The sequence below is a fragment of the candidate division WOR-3 bacterium genome, assembly GCA_039802005.1.
Lineage (GTDB): Bacteria > Hydrothermota > Tepidihabitantia > SM23-42 > JAOAFX01 > JAOAFX01.
On record JBDRVV010000038.1, the window covers coordinates 1 to 19,693 of the forward strand.

The 19,693-nt window shown below is 35.0% G+C and carries 16 protein-coding genes; 4 read left to right on the plus strand and 12 right to left on the minus strand.

Going from position 1 to position 19,693, the window contains the following annotated elements; genetic code table 11:
- Nucleotides 1-329, plus strand: a 329-nt coding sequence (locus ABIL69_10280; GenBank protein ID MEO0124373.1) for a tetratricopeptide repeat protein, incomplete at its 5' end; no start/stop codon positions are given.
- On the opposite strand, the gene mfd is transcribed toward ABIL69_10280, so the two are convergent.
- Complete coding sequence (gene mfd, locus ABIL69_10285) at nucleotides 322-3,138, minus strand: transcription-repair coupling factor (protein MEO0124374.1); 2,817 nt, start codon at nucleotides 3,136-3,138, stop codon at nucleotides 322-324. The genes ABIL69_10280 and mfd overlap by 8 nt on opposite strands.
- Nucleotides 3,139-3,362: 224 nt before the next feature.
- Here mfd and ABIL69_10290 point away from each other — a divergent pair, with 224 nt between their 5' ends.
- Both ABIL69_10290 and ABIL69_10295 read left to right on the plus strand, forming a co-directional pair.
- Nucleotides 3,363-6,065, plus strand: a complete 2,703-nt coding sequence (locus tag ABIL69_10290; GenBank protein ID MEO0124375.1) for an adenylate/guanylate cyclase domain-containing protein — start codon at nucleotides 3,363-3,365, stop codon at nucleotides 6,063-6,065.
- Nucleotides 6,066-6,116: 51 nt separating this feature from the next.
- On the plus strand, nucleotides 6,117-7,673 hold the full coding sequence (locus tag ABIL69_10295) for a tetratricopeptide repeat protein (protein MEO0124376.1): 1,557 nt from the start codon (nucleotides 6,117-6,119) through the stop codon (nucleotides 7,671-7,673).
- Nucleotides 7,674-7,827: 154 nt separating this feature from the next.
- Here the strand turns inward: ABIL69_10295 and ABIL69_10300 are convergent, their stop codons facing one another.
- The 3 genes from ABIL69_10300 to ABIL69_10310 are packed head-to-tail and all read right to left on the minus strand — an operon-like array spanning nucleotide 7,828 to nucleotide 9,981.
- On the minus strand, nucleotides 7,828-8,721 hold the full coding sequence (locus ABIL69_10300) for a phosphate acyltransferase (GenBank protein ID MEO0124377.1): 894 nt from the start codon (nucleotides 8,719-8,721) through the stop codon (nucleotides 7,828-7,830).
- A gap of 44 nt (nucleotides 8,722-8,765) precedes the next feature.
- Nucleotides 8,766-9,860 carry a histidinol-phosphate transaminase gene (hisC, locus tag ABIL69_10305; GenBank protein ID MEO0124378.1) on the minus strand — a complete coding sequence of 365 codons (1,095 nt, stop codon included), beginning with the start codon at nucleotides 9,858-9,860 and terminating at the stop codon, nucleotides 8,766-8,768.
- On the minus strand, nucleotides 9,835-9,981 hold the full coding sequence (locus tag ABIL69_10310) for a hypothetical protein (GenBank protein MEO0124379.1): 147 nt from the start codon (nucleotides 9,979-9,981) through the stop codon (nucleotides 9,835-9,837). Before ABIL69_10310 ends, hisC begins: the two co-directional genes overlap by 26 nt.
- A gap of 126 nt (nucleotides 9,982-10,107) precedes the next feature.
- Here ABIL69_10310 and ABIL69_10315 point away from each other — a divergent pair, with 126 nt between their 5' ends.
- Nucleotides 10,108-10,548 (plus strand): hypothetical protein, encoded by a 441-nt coding sequence (locus ABIL69_10315; GenBank protein MEO0124380.1) that lies wholly within the window; start codon nucleotides 10,108-10,110, stop codon nucleotides 10,546-10,548.
- Between the two features lie 61 nt (nucleotides 10,549-10,609).
- On the opposite strand, the gene lptB is transcribed toward ABIL69_10315, so the two are convergent.
- From lptB to ABIL69_10355, 8 genes are all read right to left on the minus strand, one after another.
- Complete coding sequence (gene lptB / locus ABIL69_10320) at nucleotides 10,610-11,326, minus strand: LPS export ABC transporter ATP-binding protein (protein ID MEO0124381.1); 717 nt, start codon at nucleotides 11,324-11,326, stop codon at nucleotides 10,610-10,612.
- On the minus strand, nucleotides 11,313-12,209 hold the full coding sequence (locus ABIL69_10325) for an LptA/OstA family protein (GenBank protein MEO0124382.1): 897 nt from the start codon (nucleotides 12,207-12,209) through the stop codon (nucleotides 11,313-11,315). The genes lptB and ABIL69_10325 overlap by 14 nt, the downstream gene beginning before the upstream one ends.
- The gene (gene lptC / locus ABIL69_10330) at nucleotides 12,206-12,730 is read right to left on the minus strand and encodes an LPS export ABC transporter periplasmic protein LptC (GenBank protein MEO0124383.1); all 525 of its coding nucleotides are present in this window, start codon (nucleotides 12,728-12,730) and stop codon (nucleotides 12,206-12,208) included. Before lptC ends, ABIL69_10325 begins: the two co-directional genes overlap by 4 nt.
- Before the next feature lie 7 nt (nucleotides 12,731-12,737).
- Entirely contained in the window at nucleotides 12,738-13,337 is a 600-nt protein-coding gene (locus ABIL69_10335) for a hypothetical protein (GenBank protein ID MEO0124384.1), read from the minus strand.
- Nucleotides 13,338-13,386: 49 nt separating this feature from the next.
- Nucleotides 13,387-14,988 (minus strand): CTP synthase, encoded by a 1,602-nt coding sequence (locus ABIL69_10340; GenBank protein ID MEO0124385.1) that lies wholly within the window; start codon nucleotides 14,986-14,988, stop codon nucleotides 13,387-13,389.
- Between the two features lie 31 nt (nucleotides 14,989-15,019).
- Nucleotides 15,020-16,366, minus strand: a complete 1,347-nt coding sequence (locus tag ABIL69_10345; GenBank protein MEO0124386.1) for a sigma-54 dependent transcriptional regulator — start codon at nucleotides 16,364-16,366, stop codon at nucleotides 15,020-15,022.
- A gap of 35 nt (nucleotides 16,367-16,401) precedes the next feature.
- Complete coding sequence (locus ABIL69_10350) at nucleotides 16,402-18,888, minus strand: TonB-dependent receptor (protein ID MEO0124387.1); 2,487 nt, start codon at nucleotides 18,886-18,888, stop codon at nucleotides 16,402-16,404.
- Nucleotides 18,866-19,693 (minus strand): hypothetical protein (locus ABIL69_10355; GenBank protein MEO0124388.1); only part of this gene is annotated, 828 nt, incomplete at its 5' end. The genes ABIL69_10350 and ABIL69_10355, both read right to left, overlap by 23 nt.

Consider the following 19,693-nt stretch of genomic DNA (forward strand, 5'->3'; position numbering starts at 1 on the left):
ATCTATTTAAGGAGTTAAAAAATGACCCAGATGTCAATCGACGGATATATGCATTTATATATATGGGGAAGGTATCTTGTGCATTGAGGGCATTCAAAAGTGCTCAGGAATATTATGATAAGGCTCTGAATATAATCGTAAAATTACAAGATAATTCGTTCACCGCTGAAATATATTACTTGCTTGGTTTATGCTATAAAAGTCAGAACAAATATCCAGAGGCGTTACAATTCTTTTTAAAGGCTAATGAGATATTTATGAAACTTGGCGATCTTTTACATCTGGACAAGATTGAAAATGAGATTGCGACGGTAGATATTTCTAAATAGAATCTATCGGTAACTCTTTTATCAAGTTACCCTTATGGAAAAATTGTAAGATGTTTTTAAATTGGTTAACTTCACTCGCATTAAGATTTAATGCAAGAAGTCTTATCCTTGCAATTGTAAATAAATTTTCAACAGTCTGTGGATATTTACCAAAACGGTCAATGAATTCTTCTTTTATGGTTTTCAATTCATATTCGGATTGAACTTCCATTAGCCTTTTATAAATTGCAGTCCTTTCATAAGCACTCGGAATATAATCTGCAGGAATATAGCCGGGAATTCTCAAATTCAATACGGGTTCAAAAGAAAGTTCTCTGCCTTTTAATTCCTGTATTACATTATTTAAAATTTTTATGTAATGATGATAACCTACGGCGTTCACAAAACCCGATTGCTCTTTGCCCAAAATATTCCCAACTCCACGGATTTCCATATCCCTTATTGCCAGTCTAAATCCTGAGCCCAGAGTAGTATAAGAAATCAGGGCACTTAATCTCTTCTTGGCTTCGTCCGTAATTCTTGATGCGACAATAAAATATGCGTATCCCTGTATTTCTGACCTTCCTACCCTGCCCCTTAATTGGTGCAGATCAGCCAGTCCAAATTTGTCCGCTTCATTTACGATAATTGTATTGACCCTGGGCATATCAATGCCCGATTCAATTATTGCTGTGGAAAGAAGAAGGTCATATTTCCCTTCAATAAATTCAATTATCTTTTTTTCGCTTATATTTGATTTGACCTTCCCGTGAAGCAGACATATACGTAATGTGGGAAGGATTTTTTGCAAGCGTGCTTTTATGGTTTCTATTGTTTGAATACGGTTATGCACAAAGAAGATCTGCCCCCCGCGGTTTAACTCAAAATTGATTATTTTTTTTATCTCATCGTCCTCAAAATTGATTATCTTTGTTATTATTTCTTTTCTACCCATGGGAGGCGTGTATATGACTGATATATTTTTTATCCCTACCAAGCTCATATAAAGGGTCCTTGGTATTGGTGTGGCAGAGAGATAGATAACATCTATTCCCGATTTTAATCTCTTCATTTTTTCTTTCTGCAATACACCGAATTTCTGCTCTTCATCAATAACCAATAAACCAATATCCTTAAATACTACATCTGGAGCAAGGAGGCGATGCGTGCCGATGACAATATCAATTTTGCCGTCACTTATATCTCTTAAAATTTTCTTCAATTCGGTTTTCTTTTTGAATCTTGAAACCATTTCAATCCTTACCGGAAAATTTTTCAATCTTCTGATAAAAGTATTGTAATGCTGGAATGCAAGGATAGTTGTGGGACAGAGCACCATTGTTTGTTTAAAATCGAGTGCAGCTTTAAATGCAGCTCGAACTGCAATCTCAGTTTTGCCGAAACCCACATCACCGCAGATCAATCTCTCTATGGGTTCGGGAGATTCCAAATCTTTTTTAACATCCTCTATCGCCTTTTTTTGATCTGGGGTTTCTTCAAATGGAAATCCTGCTTCAAGTTCGCGCATCTCAGCACCGTCTTTTGAGAAGGCAAAACCTTGACTCAACTGACGGCGTGCATAAAGATTCATTAAATCCCTTGCCAAAACTTCGGTCGCTTTTTTCACCTTTTCTTTTGTTTTAAGCCATAATTCGCTACCGATTTTTGATAGTTTTGGCGGTTTCCCTTCACTCCCTATGTATCGTTCAAGTTGGTTTAATCTTTCAACCGGAAGATAAACCTTATCACCGCCAGCATAATCAATGCGTAGACATTCTACTTTTTTCCCTTCAAAATCAATAGGAAACAATCCCTTAAATTGACCTATACCAAAATCATTATGGACAACATAATCGTCAATTTTTAGTCCTTTGAGATCATCAATAAAAAGCCCTTTAAACTTTGTTTTCTTTCTTGGTATATATCCATAAATGTCCGATTCAGTTAAATATATAATCTTTCTGTTTAAATCAACAAAACCTTCTCTTAAAGGCAGAACAGTTGCATTAATTTGTCCAATTACTGATTCTAAATTGGAGATGATTGATTCTCTTATCAAAAATTTATATGTGTGAGTCTTTTGTTCTATATCAAAATGTAATTGTCGAAGATTCCCGAAATATTTCGGCGAAGGGCTCATAAAAAAATTAAAATCGGCTGGTGATTCCAATAATATTTGCGGATAGTCAAATTTAATTCGTTTCTCAGTAATGATTATTCCATCGCTTTTTATTGCATTTAAAATTGTGGTATAAAGATCAGGCACGGCAAGTTTTACTGAAAATTTTGTAATTGTCTCAACTGAACGTTGCGTTAAAGGATTGAATTTTCTTATTGAAATGATTGTATCACCTTCAAATTCAATACGAAATGGTTCGGAATTTGGAAGGAAAATATCCATAATGCCACCCCTCACCGCAAATTCTCCTTCTTCTTCAACAAGTTCCTCACGTTGGAGCCCACTTGCCGAAAGGCGTGATATCAAATCATCGCGGTCAATTGATTTTCCAGTATCGATTTCAAATATTTTCTTTACCTTCAGGTTTTTATTTAAATATTCTTCATCTATGATAATTATACGCACGGGCTCAAAAAATGGATTATCAGCGTCTATTATCGCAGTATCAGGATAAATTTCAGCAATTTCCCGCCCGAATCTTTCTATATTGTTTTTATTAGTAACATAGATTATCTGATTGAATTTTTTTGCAAGTTCAATGATAAAGATTGATAGGGCTGAACCAGCGAAACCTGAAACAGATAAAAAATTTTTATGCTTCAATTGTTCAAATATCTGGTCAATTTCTGGAAAGAATCTAAAACCAAACATAATGCAATTTATTTTATCCCTGTTTATTAAAAAGTCAACTTAGAATGTATTGGCCGAGTTTACTCAGCTTTTAAATAGCAGAACAAGGTCTGCCACTATAGGTTTTGCTAATAGGTTTTATTGAACCTAAAGAAATCAACCTATAAAATGCGGAAGGCTCTAAAGTAAATCCACTTGATTTTTAAGAAAAACTGAATAAAATCTCAAATGGGAGTGAGAAACATATGAAGACAGAAAAAAATATTGCTGATGCAATAGCCAGTTTTTTACCAAAAAGACTTGTGACGGCAAAGATTTTAAATGGACAATATAAAATAAGTGAAAAATTCAATGCTGTCCTTCTTTTTGCTGACATATCAGGTTTTACCTCAATGAGTGAGAAACTTGCACATTTGGGTAAGGAAGGTTCCGAAGAAGTAAATAAAATTATAAATCGATTTTTTGATCCGCTGATTAAAATTATATACAAATGGGATGGCGATATTTATCGTTTTGGTGGTGACGCATTTCTCGCATTTTTTCCTGAAAGTAATGATAGTCTTTCAGCAAGTGAATGCGCAATATGTGCAGCACAGGAAATCCTTGGATTTGTAAAAAAACATTCTCAGACAGAAACGAAGGTTGGAAAATTCAGGATAAAAGTCCATATCGGACTTGAAAAAGGGCAGGTTTATTTCCATGATTTGGAAAATAATTTTTTTCTGGGCGGTAGAGTGATAAATAATTTGATGAGTATGATTGATCTCGCAGGACCCGGCGAGATAGTCGTCAGTACGGAAATAAAAGATGAACTTGATAATATAATTTTTAAACAAAAGGACGGTGTATGGCGGTATGTCAAGACAAAGAAAAGAGCCAGCGAACCAAAGCACACTTCCGGTGTGAACTTGGATAAGATTAAAAATAAGGCTTCCAATCTCAAAAATTATATTCCTCAATGGTTATTAAAAAGGATTGAACTTAAACCAAGTTTTGACCACAAGGATGGGGAACACCGAAAGATAGCAGTTGTATTTTTGCATTTCTCAGGGATTAATTATGATAAGAAAACCCCAAAAACTGCAGAGATAATGACAAAATTTTATAAGGTTGTAAGTTCAATCGTAGATAAATATGATGGTTGGATAAATGCAATTGATATCTATAAAGATAGTGAAAGATTACTTGTAGTATTTGGTTTTCCTTTTGCCTACGAAGATGATGAACAAAGGGCAGTCCTTTTTGCCTACGAGGTATTAAATCATCCCGATTTAAAAAAATTGAATTTAAGAGCGGGAATAAATTCGGGGTCAGTCTTTGCGGCACCTGTTGGCAATCAGTTAAGAAGGGAATACGCCACACTCGGAGATGCGGTAAATCTATCAGCCCGGCTCGGGGCAAAGGCAGAGAATAGAGCGATTGTTGTTAGTGAACCGATATTCAATAAGACATTCGCTCTCTTTGATTATGAATTTCTTGGAGAAAAGGAATATAAGGGGAAAAAGAAAAAAATAAAGACCTATAAACTCGCCGGAAAGAAGCAGGTCGGAAAAAATGTGCTGAGCAGGTGGCTATCAGAAAGCGAAAAGATTATAGGTAGAGAAAAGGAAATTGAAGAGGTCAGAAGGGTGATTAAATATTGTTCTGAGGGCAAGGGACAAATTTTATGTATAACCGGAGAACCGGGTATTGGGAAATCAAGATTGGTACAGGAAGTTATCAAATTATCAGAAAAAGAAGGGTTTAAGATACTTAAGGGAAGCTGTATATCTTATGGGAGTGCATTTTCATACTATCCCTGGATTGAAATTCTCAACGAATTTTTCAACATTTTGCCTGAAGATTCAATTGAGATTAGAAAGAAGAAGATAAGGCAAGAGTTAGTAGCGGTTGACAAAAAACTCATTGATTGGTTGCCTGTTATTGGAGAGGTGCTTGGCGTTTCTTTTCCTGAGACTTCACTTACAAAGTTTCTCGATGCAAAGTTGAAAAAACAGCGGGTATTTGATATTGTTTTTGATATTTTGAAATTTATTGTTAAAAAAATGCCAGTTAACATTATACTTGAAGATATACACTGGATTGATACAGTTTCGATAGAACTTCTAAATTATATTGGTAGAAATATTGAAGATAAACCGATACTATTTACCGCTGTTTATCGTCCATTGAAGAAGAGAGAAGAATTTTTGGAAAAAGAATGGACAACCGAGTTATTACTAAAGGAACTTTCAAAAGAGTCAAGTCTGGAGCTCGTTAGCAATATGCTCAACATAAGGGAGATACCAGACGATTTGAAAAAAATAATCGTCAATAAATCACAGGGTAATCCATTCTATATTGAAGAGTTGGTAAAATCACTGATTGAACAAGGATATGTTGTTGAAGAAAAAGGAAGATGGGTATTCAGGGGTGATATAAAAACATTACAATTACCAGACACGGTTGAAGCAGTCATATTATCAAGAATTGATAGGCTCGACTTAAAGGACCGTGATGTACTCCAGGTTGCTTCGGTTTTAGGAAGAGAATTTGATGAGTTTTTGCTTAAAGGAATATATCCCGACCATAAAATAATGAAGAGTGCACTTTCCAATCTTGAGCGCTTCGATCTTATAAAACAGGCAAAAGGCGGAAAACAAGTGAAATATTTATTTAAACATATATTAACTCAAGAAGTCGCATATGGAACATTGTCTTTTGCCAGAAAAAAAGAACTTCATAACAGGACTGGTGAGTTTATTGAAAAAGAATTGAAAGAGAGAAAAGAAGAGTTTTTAGGTTTGCTTTCCTATCATTTTTATCAGGGTGAAAATTATGATAAATCATTGCTTTATTCGGTTGAGGCAGGTGAAAAGGCAAAAAAAGTTTATGCCAATGAAGAAGCAATAGAATTCTTTACAAGGGCAATAGATTCGTACGAAAAACTTGAAGGTAAATTAAAATAAAATTCTAATCGCTTGATTTATTAGAATATTAAAAAATAGGAATAAACAGAAATGAATACTACAGATTTTCTTATTCATATTGAAAAGAGAAGCGAATTTTTAGCAAAATCTCTTATGCATCGCGCTGAGGTTTTCAATCTAACTGGTAAAAATGGAGAGGCGCTGGAAGATCTAAATAAATGTATGCGTATCGCAAAAACAATGGTTAACAGAAAATTTGAGGCGGATTGTCTCTTACTGATGAGTGAAATTTATGGTTGGATCAGCAGATATGAAGATATGTTGAATTCCGCGAAAAAAGCCCTCTCAAAATATAAAAGAATTGCTGATAAAAAAGGAATAGCAGATTGTTACAACAATATTGGATATGTTTACAAAATCCGTGGCAATTACAAGATGGCACTTGCACATTACATTATATCTTTAAGAATGTGTAGACAAATAAAAGACAAAAGAGGCGAGGCAAGCACTTTGAATAATATTGGTCTTGCTTTTGATGATCTCGGCAATTATTCAAAAGCACTAGAATACCTTGTAAGATCATTGAAAATTGAAAAGGTAATAGGAAACCGAAAAGGGTTGGCAACTACTATGAACAATCTTGGCTATATGTATGATAGGATTGGCAATTATCGTAAAGAGATTGAATATTTGCGAAAAACTCTGAAAATTTGTGAAGAGATAGGTGACCGACAGGGTCAAGCAACAAGTCTTAGTAATATGGGCAATGTATTCCACAGACTCGGTGATTATCAAGAGTCGCTTGAATATTTTCAAAGATCCTTAAAGATAGATGAGGAAATAGGGAACATACAGGATCAGTCAATCGACCTAAATAATATTGGTATCGCATTAAGAAGTATTGGTGATTATCGTATTGCACTAAGATATTTTGTTAGATCACTCAAGATCGACGAGAAAACGGGTAATATTCAAAATAAGGCAATGAGGATGAACAATATTGGCTCTTTATACACAGATTTAGGTAATTTCCGTGCGGCGCAGAAATATCTTACCGAGTCACTTAGAATCAGAAAAAAAATTTGTGATCTTAGTGGTCAAATAATAACTCTTAACAATATTGGTAGGGTATATCTTGAGCAAGGAAAGTATTGCAAAGCAAAAAAATATTTTGTAATTGCAGAAAAGAAGGCGATGGAAGTAGGGTCAAAAGAATCGTTAAGACGAGTATATATCTCTTTAGGAGAACTTGAAGTTTTGCAAAATAATAATGAAGAAGCAATGGAGCGTGTTGAAAAATCTCTTAGTTTATCTGAAGAATTAAAATCAAAGTTGGGTAAGGCTGAGGCATTGCTTTTAAAGGCAAGGATTTGTGCAAGTCAGGGAATATCAGGAGACAAAAAGATGAGGAAAAAAGGAGATGGGCAGATAAGAATAAAGGCAGCAAAAAAATTTAAAGAGGCAATTAAAATCTTTGAAGAACTGCATCAGCTATTTGAACTGGCAAAGTCATATTATTATTATGGTGAATGGCTAAAAGCAATGGGCGAGGTGGAAAGTGCAAACAGTTATTTACGGAAGGCTAAAGATATATTTACAAAGATTGGCTCAAAATTATGGTTGCAGAAAATTATGGCGAAATGTTGATGGTTTTTTCATTAGGTAACAGAAGTCGAGAAACCAAAACGGCGCATAAGTATTTACAAAAAGCAATGCGTATATTCCAAGAAATTGGAGCCGGGTTTTGGTTAAAGAAGGTTTATAAGCTGCAATGTCAAAATTTGAAATCTAATATATAATATTACGAAACCGCGACTCCGAGGGCAATGGAATTCAACTTTGTTTCTGCATCATCGGCACGGGAGAGTAAAACGACGGGTTTACTCGCACCCGCAACAATGCCGGCAGCCTTTGCCCTGGCAAAATATATCAATCCTTTTGCCCAGATATTTCCGGCTGAGATATTCGGCATCAGGATAAAATCAACATCACCAGAGATTTCACTTTTTATTTTTTTGTGCGCGGCTGCCTCTTTTGAAACTGCAACATCAAAGCCAAAAGGACCTTCAATTATTGCATTGGGAAATTCACCATTCTTATTCATTTCAACAATCTTTGTTGCGTCAACCGTTTCAGGCATATCCGGGTGGACTGCTTCACTTGCTGCAACAAGCGCAATCTTTGGTTTTTGTATCCCCAAGCCATTCATCAACCATAACGCATTATTTATTATATCTACCCTGGTTTTTAATTCCAGTTTTGGATTCATCCCGCCGTCAGACATGAATAATAATTTGTGATAACCGGGAATTTCAAGGACTGCGATATGACTTAGAACTTTTCCAGTTCTTAATCCATATTCTTTGTCCAGAACACCTTTTAAAAATGTGCTCGTTGAGATCATCCCTTTCATTAAAAAATCGCCTTTCTCTTTTACAATTGATAAAGCAGTTTTGAGACATTCCTGTTCTTCTGTGATATCTATTATTTCTGTGTTCTTTAAATCAAACTCCACCTTTTTACATAGCTCTTTAATCGTTTCTCGGGCACCGAGCAGATAAACATACGCAAGCAACCCCTGTTTTATTGCTAAATTAATCCCTTCAAGCACAGGTTCATCTTCAGCTTTTACGACAACACAAACTTTTTTACCTTTGTTTTTTGCAAAATCAAGAAGTTCTGAAAAATTTCTCATATTCAGTTACCTCCCATTTTAAATATTACTAAGTGAGTATCGTGTCAAATTTTAGACAATACCTTCTTCAAAGATTTTATCAAACGGTAGTTTTGTTTTTCTGTCCCAATTGTAATTCTAAGGGCATTGGGGAAACCATACTCTTTAATTGTTCTTGTAATTATCCCTTCTTTCAGTAATGCCTCATAGAATATCTGACTATCTTTGGGAAAATCAACAAAGATAAAATTTCCGTGGGTAGGAATATAGAAAAGTCCAAGTTTCTTGTAAGCATCATATAGAAATTTTTTTCCTTCATTATTTACCATTTTTGATTTTCTTACGAACTCATCATCATCCAGTGCAGCAATACCACCGGCCTGTGATACTCTATTGACATTAAAATTGATTCTTAATTTCATAAGATTTGTAATAATTTCTTTTTGTGCTAAGCCATAACCCAGACGAATTCCAGCGAGCCCATAGATCTTTGAAAAGGTTCGTAAGATTAGAATATTTTTCCTTTTTCTAAAAATATCAATAGAATTAGGATAATCTGGGTCATCAATATATTCGCGATACGCCTCATCCATAACGACAAGAATATTATCGGGGATTTGGTTTAAAAATTCTTCTAATTCCTTTTTTGACACAATGGTGCCGGTAGGATTATTGGGGTTATCTATAAAAACCAGTTTTGTATTTTTCTGAATTGCATTCATCATTGCCTTCAAATCGTGCTTGTAATTATTCATCGGAGTTTCAATTAATTGGGCACCTGCAATATTTACTGCTATTTTATACCAGATGAATGCACCTTTACCAACAATTGCACTATCTTCGGGGCCAAGGTAGGCAAGGGCAATCAAAGGGATTATTTCTACGGAGCCATTACCCACAATAATTTCATCAGGGTTGACAGTGAGTTTCTGTGCTAAAACATTTTTAAGATAAAAACAATTGTCGTCAGGATAAAGGAAAGTTTCTCTTAATGCCTTGCGCATAGCCTTGATTGCCAGCGGAGAAGTTCCAAGTGGATTTTCATTGGAAGCCAATTTTATGACTTTACATTTCAAATTTAATTCCCGAACAACTTCCTCTATTGGTTTGCCGGGTTTGTAAGGTCTTATTTTTTCAATAAATTCTCTTGGTTTTATCACTCAGCCTCCTATTTAAACTGAGCATATAAAATAATTTCTCTACTTCACCTGAAGAAATTAAAAAAAATTGACCAAAATTATTAGTTGGTGATGTTATGGTGAAGACTGGATCGTTAAACACATCCAATTATAATCAAAATTAATCTAAAGTCAACAAATTTTAAATATTTATCATTTAAATTCTATAAATTCCAAATTCCCCTTGATTTTGGTAAAAAAATATAAATAATTAGCAAAAGGAGAACTTATGGACGAAATGGTAAAATTAAAAGCTAAAATTTTAGCAGTTATCTTGGTAATTACTGGTTATTCAAGTAATCTCAGTGAACTCCTGGCACTGAGTAAAGGTGATATGGCATCAATTCAGTTAAATCAGTATGCTTATGCCGCCTGGCAGTATCCACTGGCTCAATTTGATATCTATCTTTATAGTTTCTTTGACCGCTCTGATTCTGTAATTGTTATTGAATTATATGGTATGAAAGAAAAAGCTGACGATGCCCAGAAGGCAATTGAAAATTTCCGCTTGCTTGTAAAAAACGAATTTATCCCGTTTTTCAAAAATAACTACAGAATAGAAATTGATGAAATGAGAGAATTGAAATTCATTTATCGTAACAGGAGTGAAGAAGGTAAAAGACAGATATATTTATGGGAAAAAGGCAAATATCATTATCCGTTAAAATAATAAACTAACAATTTTCGCTTATTTCTAAGATACTAAAAAGTTAGAGCTATGCTTACTAATTTTAAATTTTAAATTTCCACCCGAGATAAAGTTCTCTCGCCTTGGGGTCATTAATAAGAGTTTGTGCATCTCCTGATAAAAGAATTTTTGAATCATATATAAGGTAGGCACGGTCTGTGATTTCAAGTGTTTCTCTAACATTGTGATCAGAAATTAAAATACCTATACCTTTATTTTTCAAATTAACAATTATTTCCTGGAGTTCCGCACGGGCGATCGGGTCAATACCTGTGAATGGTTCATCAAGTAGTAGATACTTTGGTTTGCTTATCAATGCCCGGGCAATTTCAACCCTTCTCCTTTCTCCACCAGAAAGCGTATATGCCTTTTGGTCTTTCAACCCCATTAGATTGAATTCCTCAAGCATCTTAATTGCCTTTTGTTTTGCCTCGCTTGTCTTTTCACCAAGAATTTCATATATTGCTACCAGGTTATCAATCACACTTAGTTTTCTAAACACACTTGATTCCTGGCATAAAAAAGAAATACCCAACCGTGCCCTTTTAAACATTGGCAGGTCAGTAATCCTGTTTTCATCAAGCAGAATTTCCCCCATATCAGGTAATATTAATCCTACAATCATATTAAAAGTCGTTGTTTTGCCTGCGCCATTTGGACCGAGCAAACCAATGATTTCTCCAGGGTTTATCTTTATATCAACCTTATTTACGACAGTCCTCTTCCCGAAAATTTTTGTTAGTTCTTTAGTCTCCAGCATTTTCTTTTTGCCCCTTTAAGTAAAGCTTCCCCTTAGGATTTCCTTCTACTTTAACCCTGAATGCCCTGCCTTCTTGAAAAAGAATATTTATACTTTCTCCTTCAATTACATTGTGTGAGCCTTCATTCGTCCAGTAACTGGCAATCCCTGAGGAGACCTTGAAATAATCAACATTTTTATTGCTCAAGCCAAATTCTCCATTGATGCCTTTTAATTCATTATTCTTTTCAAAGACCGACGGTCTGATCATATATCCTGTTTCTTTTTTAAAATCATAGGATAATGTATCACAATAAATTGTTATGCTATCAATAAATACAACAACTGAATCATATCCAAAACAAAGGTTTTCTTTGTTCTTCAACAAAAATTCTCTTGCCAAGATAGTGATTGGCATTTTATCTGCTCTACTAATTTTGATTCTTGACTCTTCTTTAAGACTTCCAATCTCTGCATTTAAATCATAAAAACCTTCTTCGCCATGGGAGATAACTTTGTTTTTTGTGTCTTCCAGCATAACGTTTTTAAACATTCTTACAATCCGTTTTTCGCCTTCGTATTCTAAGGAATCCGCAGAGATTATCTCATTTTCTGAGATTAGTTTTACATCACCAGTGAGTACACTGAATTTTTTATCAAAAAAATAGATTGCACTATTTGCTTTTATTTCTCCATTTTCATCTTTTATGAAAACATTATCTTTTAAAAAAACATAACCCCTGGTTTCATTTAATTGTGCCTCAAGACATTGAATTATTGTTTTTTCTTGCTCAATTTCAACATTACCCAGTAAATAGACTATTCTTTCCCCACTTTGATTCAAAATCTCAACCCGGTCTGCCTTGAATGGTGTAACTGCCAAAAGTGAAATTAAAAATATCATTTTATCTTAGGAAATTTAATCGGTGAAACACCCTTAATGTCACCGATGATCTCAATCTTTTCTAAATCCGGGGTTGTCTTTAACCCATTTCCTTCAATCACCGTACTATCTTTTTTTATAATCTTTACCCTTGCATCGGTAATAATTATCTGAAGGTCATTTTGCCAGAATAACGAATCAGTATAAAGTTCGGTGGAATCTTCAGTTATCAAAAGTACACTGTCACGCACAATGATATTGTGGTTTTTAATATTCAGTTGCCCTCTGTTGCCTTTTAGCCAGGCATATTCATTTTCCTGTTCGTTAAAGAATTTTATTTTAACACTTTCCACATTTATTACCTCTTCATAGACATAGGCTGATAATGCAGTGAGATTCCATTTTTTCTTTCCCTCGGATGTTTCAATAAGTGTAAAATTCTCAAGTGTTATACGAGGAATATGTTTTTCTATATTTTCTTTGATGGTTTCTTCTTCACAGCCAAGAAAAATAAATAGCAAAAAGATAAAGATTCTTTTCATTATAACATTACCTTTTCCGCGATTTATAAAACCACCAATAGTCATATGGTCTTTTTGTTACAATTTTATTGAGGTCACAACCTATTTCCATTACAGTATCGCCTTTTTCATAATATACGGCAAAAGGGATTAAAGGAATATTGCATATTCGAGCGAGTTTTTCAATCTTCGGTAATTTGGCAAAAATTTTATTGCCATCCACCAAGGCAGAAAATATCCCGCCTTCTTTTATAAATCTTGTTATCTTAAAAACTTCATCAGGATAAAAAATTATTACATCATTTTTTGAACGCATCAGATAGAAGATTCGGTCCATTATTTTGCCAATCAAGGGCGGATTATTATCAGTATAACGTTCAACAAGTATTCCAACCTTTTTGTTTAAAAAATTTTTTAAAATTTGGGGCATCAATTCCCAGATTCCAAAATGGATAGAATAAAGGATAGCACCATTTTTTAATGATTCAATTCTTCCTTCAAGTCTGAATTTCTTTTCCGGAGCAATCATTAAACTGAGGTTCTGGGCAATCGTTTTAAGACTCAATTGGATATTTTTTCCCAACCTTTTTTTAATGCGCATTCTACGGGCAGTATTCAACCAGTACATATTGACCAGTGTTAGAAAAATTAAAGTTTTTAAAAAAAACCGCACTTTATTACTTATTTTTCAATGAAGTTTCAATAAAATGATAAAAGATGGGATTGGGCAAAAGTGGCCTTGAAGTGAATTCCGGATGGAATTGTGTCCCAATGAAGAATGGATGGTCTTTTATCTCAGCGATCTCCACCAGTCTGCCATCAGGTGATTTACCAGAGAAAACAAGCCCTTTTTCATTAAGGATTTTGAAAAATTTAGGATTTACTTCATATCGGTGTCTGTGTCTTTCTTCAATGAGTTCTTTTTTGTATATCTTGTGGGCGAGTGTCTTTGGTTCAATCTGACAGGGCCAGTTTCCTAAACGCATCGTTCCACCCATATCTTTTATCTTTTTTTGTTCAGGCAAAAGGTCAATGACCGGATAATCCGTCTTGTCGTCAAACTCGGTTGAGTTTGCACCTTTTAAGTTACAGACATTCCTTGCGAATTCAATAACCATACACTGCATGCCCAGACAGATCCCAAAAAATGGTTTTTTATTCTCTCTTGCGTATTTAACAACCCTTACCTTACCTTCAACTCCTCTCATACCAAAACCGCCCGGGATAAGGATTCCATCAACATAAGCAAGTGTATTGGAAAGTGTTACATCATCAATTCTGTCTGTATCTACCCATTTGATCTTCAGTCTTGCATCATTTGCGACCGCAGCATGATATAGGGCTTCAATAATGCTTTTATAGGCATCTCTTAATTCTACATATTTACCGCATATTGCTATTTCCACGGTTTTGAGAGGATTTTTTGCCTTCTCCACAAATATCTGCCATTCAGTGAGGTCATATTCTTTTCTTTCCAGTCCCAGATAATCAAGTATCAGGCGGTCAAGTTTCTGTTGATGAAATATTAATGGAATTTCATATATGCATTCTACATCAACCGCATCAATCACTGCATTTGTTGGAACATTGCAGAATAAAGATATTTTTCGTCTTTCTTCTTCTCCTAACCAGGAATCACTTCTACATAATAGGATGTCAGGCTGAATACCCATAGATAATAAAGTTCTAACAGAATGCTGGGTTGGTTTGGTTTTGAATTCGCGGGTAGTTTTTATAAAAGGGACTAATGTTAAATGAATATATAAGACATTGTTTCTGCCGAGGTCAATCCTCATCTGTCTTGCTGCTTCAAGAAATGGTTGACTTTCAATATCGCCAACCGTGCCCCCAATCTCTGTTATGACAACATCAACCTTATTCTGGGTGGCAAGTTTTTTAATCCTTGTTTTTATTTCGTCAGTTATGTGTGGAACCACCTGAACCGTTTTTCCCAGATATTCTCCACGTCTCTCTTTAGTGATAACTGAAAAATATACCTGTCCTGTTGTTATGTTGTTTTCACGGGTTAGATGTTCGTCTAAAAATCTTTCGTAGTGTCCTAAATCAAGGTCGCACTCTGCACCATCAGCAGTAACGAATACTTCACCATGTTGATAAGGATTCATTGTGCCCGGATCAACATTTATATAAGGATCTATTTTCTGGAGTGTTACTTTGAGCCCGTATGATTTCAATAGCAATCCAATAGATGCAGTTGCGACGCCTTTACCCAGCGACGAAACAACACCTCCTGTGACGAATATATATTTTGTATCCATGCCTTCAAGTATAATTAAAAAACATTCAAAGTCAAGTCTTTTTCTTTTCTGGTTCTTTGAGATTGAATTCTTTTATTTTTAATCTCAGGGTATTTCTATGAATCCCGAGTTTTCTTGCGGCCTCAGAGAGGTTCCAATTAGTTTTTTCAAGTATTTTTGTGATGTGATTTTTTTCTACCTCAGCGAGTAAATCAGAATCGGTTGTTTTTGCACTTTCTTGTGATTGCAATGGAACATCTTCAGGACCTATTAATTCACCCCGGCTGAGCACGAGTGCCCTTTCAATCACATTTTCCAATTCCCGAACATTTCCTGGCCAATCATATCTTAACAGATTATTCAATGCTTCTTTTGTTATCCCCTTTACGGGTTTGCGTCCCAGCTTTGCAAATTTTTTAAGAAAATGGTCAACAAGTGGTTTTATATCTTCTTTTCTTTCGCGCAATGGTGGGATATTTATCGTAACAACATTTATTCGGTAATAAAGGTCTTCGCGGAATTTACCTTCAGAAATCTTTTGCTTTAAATCCTGATTTGTCGCACAGATAAGTCTTACATCTACTTTTATCGGAACATTACTGCCCAATCTTTCAAATGTAAATTCCTGCAGTACCCGAAGGAGTTTTACCTGGACTGTCAATGGTAGATCACCAATTTCATCAAGGAATAATGTTCCTTTATCAGCGAGTTCAAATTTTCCAAATTTCCTCTTTTCCGCACCAGAGAATGCCCCCCGTTCATAACCGAAGAGTTCGCTTTCAATCAATGTCTCTGGAAGTGCCGCACAGGATATTGGAATAAAATTGCGATTTTTCCTCGAGCTTGCTTCATGTATGAGTCGGGCAATCAATTCTTTGCCAGTCCCTGATTCGCCTAAAATCAAAACCGACGCGTCAGAACGGGCAATTCTTGGAATGAGCGATAGTATTTCTTTCATTTTTGGACTTTCTCCAACAAACTCGTCAAAATTAAATCTTTCTTCAATCTGTTCTTTCAATACCGCAATTTCCTGCTGGGTAATCTGTTCTTCATAAATTCTTTTTATCAACATTTCCAGTTTATTAAGGTCGATCGGTTTATTTAAATAATCATAGGCACCCAATTTTATTGCCTGGACTGCAGACTCAATTGTTCCAAACCCGGTAAGGATAATAAAATGTGTCTGGGGATCAATGGATTTCATCTGGCGCATTGTTTCAATTCCATCAATCTCGGGCATTTTCAAATCAAGAATGGCAAGGTCAAAGCTTAAGGTGCGGCTTTTTTCTATAGCTTCTTTACCGTGGGCAGCGGTTGTGACGGAATGCCCAAGATTTTTCAAAAATCCCGCAAGCAGCTCACGCTGGAAATCTTCATCATCGCATACAAGTATGTGCATAACATAATTATATTGAAATATTTTAAAAAATCAATTCAGAAATTATTATTTTCCATATCCTCAAAATCTTCTCCCGCATCATATTTTTTTGGTTCGGCACGGTAATTATTGAAATTGTAATTGAATCCCAAAATTATTGTTGGTGATTTTCTTTTATGTTCTTGATGGATATAAAAATTTGAACCTTCTGATATATTTTCAAATTTGCCGGTGCTAAATATATCACGCACCTGGAGTGTGAGATTTAAAGAACGAGGTATGATTTCCTGCCTTATTCCACCATTAACAATAAAAAATGAATTTCTCTCACCCTGTGCCATAATTTCAGGACCATGATATATACCGGTTATTTGCAATCTTGTTCCTTTTGATAATATAATGGAATTCATATTGCGTAAACTCCAGGTTCGGCTTTCCCGAGAAAATACACTATTATCTATTGTTCCTTCAATTCGGTGCCCATAGATATCTGCTGAAAGATTGATATTTAACCATTTGAAGATTCTCATATCTAATGTTGGTTCAATACCATAGGCATAATCTTTTCCTATATTTTCAACCGTTGATAATATTGTATCCCCCCGGTAAATTTGTGTAATATATTCAATTTTGTTATTGGTCAATCTGTAGTATCCATCAATAGAGAACAAAAAACCACTCCACTGCCTTTGATAACCGAGTTCCAAGGCATCAACAAATTCTGGGAGAAGTGCTGGATTGCCTCTGTGGATTGAATATGGGTCGCGTCTAATTTCAAATGGTTCAAGGTCAAAGTTTCTCGGTCGGTTCACACGGCGGGTATAACTACACATAATTTGATCAAATGGTGGGATTTTATAAGAAAAGTGCAAGGTGGGGAATATATCTAATCTTTTGATATTTATATTCTGGTTGGTTCCGGTTAATTCAAGAAATCGGTATGTGTATTCCCCTCTAATTCCAGTTTGATAGCCGAAATTTTTTATTTCACCGCTATAGGTGGAATAAAATGCATAAATATTATGAATAAAATCGGCAAGATGACTGAATTCTGGTTTGTAGACATATTCTTGGATTAGTGTATCGTAAAGATATACATCCTGGCCACCATTGGATAGATCGATCGTTGTTTGTGCCCCAGCTTCTATTTTCCCATTTGTTGCACCAAATAGATTTGCAGGCTGTGTATAATCAAGGTTGAAAAGGAACCTTTTCATTGGACCTTTTTCTATAGACCGCCATCCATTATAAATTTGGGAATCTTGGGTGTTTAGTTCATTTGTTGATTTGTCTTCACCATTGTTGATATGGACGGAGAGACGGGTAGATAGTTTCTGGTCTTTCTTAAAATTTACCAGATAGTCTGAATTTATTCCATACATTAGCCCCCCGCGTTCAGTCTGGTTATTGCGTAAAAAGATTGTTGTGTCTCCAGGTATTGACCATTTAATAAGTTCTTGAGCAGAGGAACGCTCCATACCCCTTTTTCTCAATTCAATGTTTATGCTTGCTTTGGCTTTTGAAGTTATTATATATTCAGTGCCGAATTTAAACCCATAAAATTTTCTTAACCAGGAACTGCTTCCCTGGGTTAATGAATAAAATGTAGTATCCTGGTTTTTCGTTTCTCTATTTTCAATTTCTGTTCCCGGAAACCTGAAATTGTTGTAATCAAAACCAAAAAATGTTCGAAATTTTTTGTAACGATAATTCAATAAAAAATCACCTGAATATTTTTGCTCAAGGCCAAGATTTAGATTTGCAATACCATTTATGCCTGATTGAATATTCTTTTTTGTTATTACATTTATTATCCCGGCAAGTCCTTCTGGGTCGTAACGGGCAGATGGATTTGTTATTATTTCTATTCGGTCAATCGTACTTGCTGGAATCTGCTGGAGGGCATCGCTTGGTTCAAGGATTGATGGTCTATTATCGATCAAAACTCTGAAATTCGTACTGCCACGCAGACTTACATTTCTTTCAACATCAACTGATATAGAAGGAACATTCTCAAGTACATCAACAGCAGTGCCGGATTGACTCGCGTAGTGTTCTTTTACATTAATAACCTTTTTGTCAATTTTAAATTCAATCGGCGGTTTTTCGGCGGTAACCTCAACTCCTTCAATTGTTATTGGTTTTTGTTCAAGTTTTATAACCCCGAGGTTTAAAAAAGGATTATCAGGAGTTATGTGAATGGTGTCGGTTTTTGTTTCAAAACCGACAAAAGTTATTTCAATAATGTAATCACCGGGATTCATACCGGTTAGGAAAAATCTACCGGTTTCATTTGTGGCGGTACCGTTTAACTGTTTATGGTTTTTGTCATATATGATTACATTTGCCAATTCAATCGGCTGTTCAGTAGTGGCTTCCACGACAATGCCTGTTATTTTTCCAGGACCATTATTAAATCTTGCCTGGGCATATAAAACGTGCTCGGCAAAAAAAATAGCGATTATAAAAAAAATAAATTTTCTCATCATATAGATATGACGCACTATCGTGCTATAAAGTTTATCTATACTGTGAAAAGTCATTTAGCCACATCTTTGCCAGTTCAGCTTCGTTTATTCTATTTGTCTTTGTGAGATAATTGATATTGTTAACTATCATTCTTTTTACTGCTTCAATATTGAATTTTAGGCGGGGATCATTTATAAATTTTGGATGATTAATCTTCAATTTTGAGAAATCAAAGGATGCGGGTTGAATTTCTTTCGTAATGAGATAATTCAAACCATAAGGAATGCGATAATAATCAGGCTTAACAGAATTTAAATCGTAGTCAGGGAAGGGGAGGGCAAAATATACTCCGGTTGTTTCTTTGATTTCTACAAATCTTTCCAGCATCTTTATATACTTTTGCTGTATAATGCGTGGATCATAAGATTTATTGTATTCAAATTTATAAAGTTCAGTTAAATAATCGTTTATTTCCTGTTGGGCAGAATTATAGAATTCAGGGTATTCATTTTTCAAATATTTTATATACCAGGTTCTTCTAAGGAGTTCCTTGTCAATTATTACAAAGTCCTTATATATATTTTTTACTTTGCGCAAATAAATGGTGGGAGAATATATGTCCCAATACGAACAAATCAAAAGGCTTTTTTTTGGTAATTGGGAAATATGGGCGAGGCAATAATCAAGGGCAAAGGTATTGTCTTTTAAAGTGCAGGAAGGATAATTGACCAGGGCGAATATCAAAATCAACGGTATAGCAATAAACCATTTTAGATATTTTTTAAAGGCATAAAGCCCGTAAGCGCTTGAGAATAGAAGCGTAATAAAACCAGGGATATGATAAGATTCAATATCAGGGATTGCGTAATTTATGGTATA

Bases quoted from the DNA above. Each gene is read 5' to 3' on its own strand.
- ABIL69_10315 (MEO0124380.1), top strand. From the start codon at position 10,108: ATGGACGAAATGGTAAAATTAAAAGCTAAAATTTTAGCAGTTATCTTG.
- mfd (MEO0124374.1), bottom strand. From the start codon at position 3,138: ATGTTTGGTTTTAGATTCTTTCCAGAAATTGACCAGATATTTGAACAA.
- lptC (MEO0124383.1), bottom strand. From the start codon at position 12,730: ATGAAAAGAATCTTTATCTTTTTGCTATTTATTTTTCTTGGCTGTGAA.
- ABIL69_10295 (MEO0124376.1), top strand. From the start codon at position 6,117: ATGAATACTACAGATTTTCTTATTCATATTGAAAAGAGAAGCGAATTT.
- ABIL69_10300 (MEO0124377.1), bottom strand. From the start codon at position 8,721: ATGAGAAATTTTTCAGAACTTCTTGATTTTGCAAAAAACAAAGGTAAA.
- ABIL69_10290 (MEO0124375.1), top strand. From the start codon at position 3,363: ATGAAGACAGAAAAAAATATTGCTGATGCAATAGCCAGTTTTTTACCA.
- ABIL69_10335 (MEO0124384.1), bottom strand. From the start codon at position 13,337: ATGTACTGGTTGAATACTGCCCGTAGAATGCGCATTAAAAAAAGGTTG.
- ABIL69_10325 (MEO0124382.1), bottom strand. From the start codon at position 12,209: ATGATATTTTTAATTTCACTTTTGGCAGTTACACCATTCAAGGCAGAC.
- ABIL69_10345 (MEO0124386.1), bottom strand. From the start codon at position 16,366: ATGCACATACTTGTATGCGATGATGAAGATTTCCAGCGTGAGCTGCTT.
- ABIL69_10340 (MEO0124385.1), bottom strand. From the start codon at position 14,988: ATGGATACAAAATATATATTCGTCACAGGAGGTGTTGTTTCGTCGCTG.
- ABIL69_10350 (MEO0124387.1), bottom strand. From the start codon at position 18,888: ATGACTTTTCACAGTATAGATAAACTTTATAGCACGATAGTGCGTCAT.
- lptB (MEO0124381.1), bottom strand. From the start codon at position 11,326: ATGCTGGAGACTAAAGAACTAACAAAAATTTTCGGGAAGAGGACTGTC.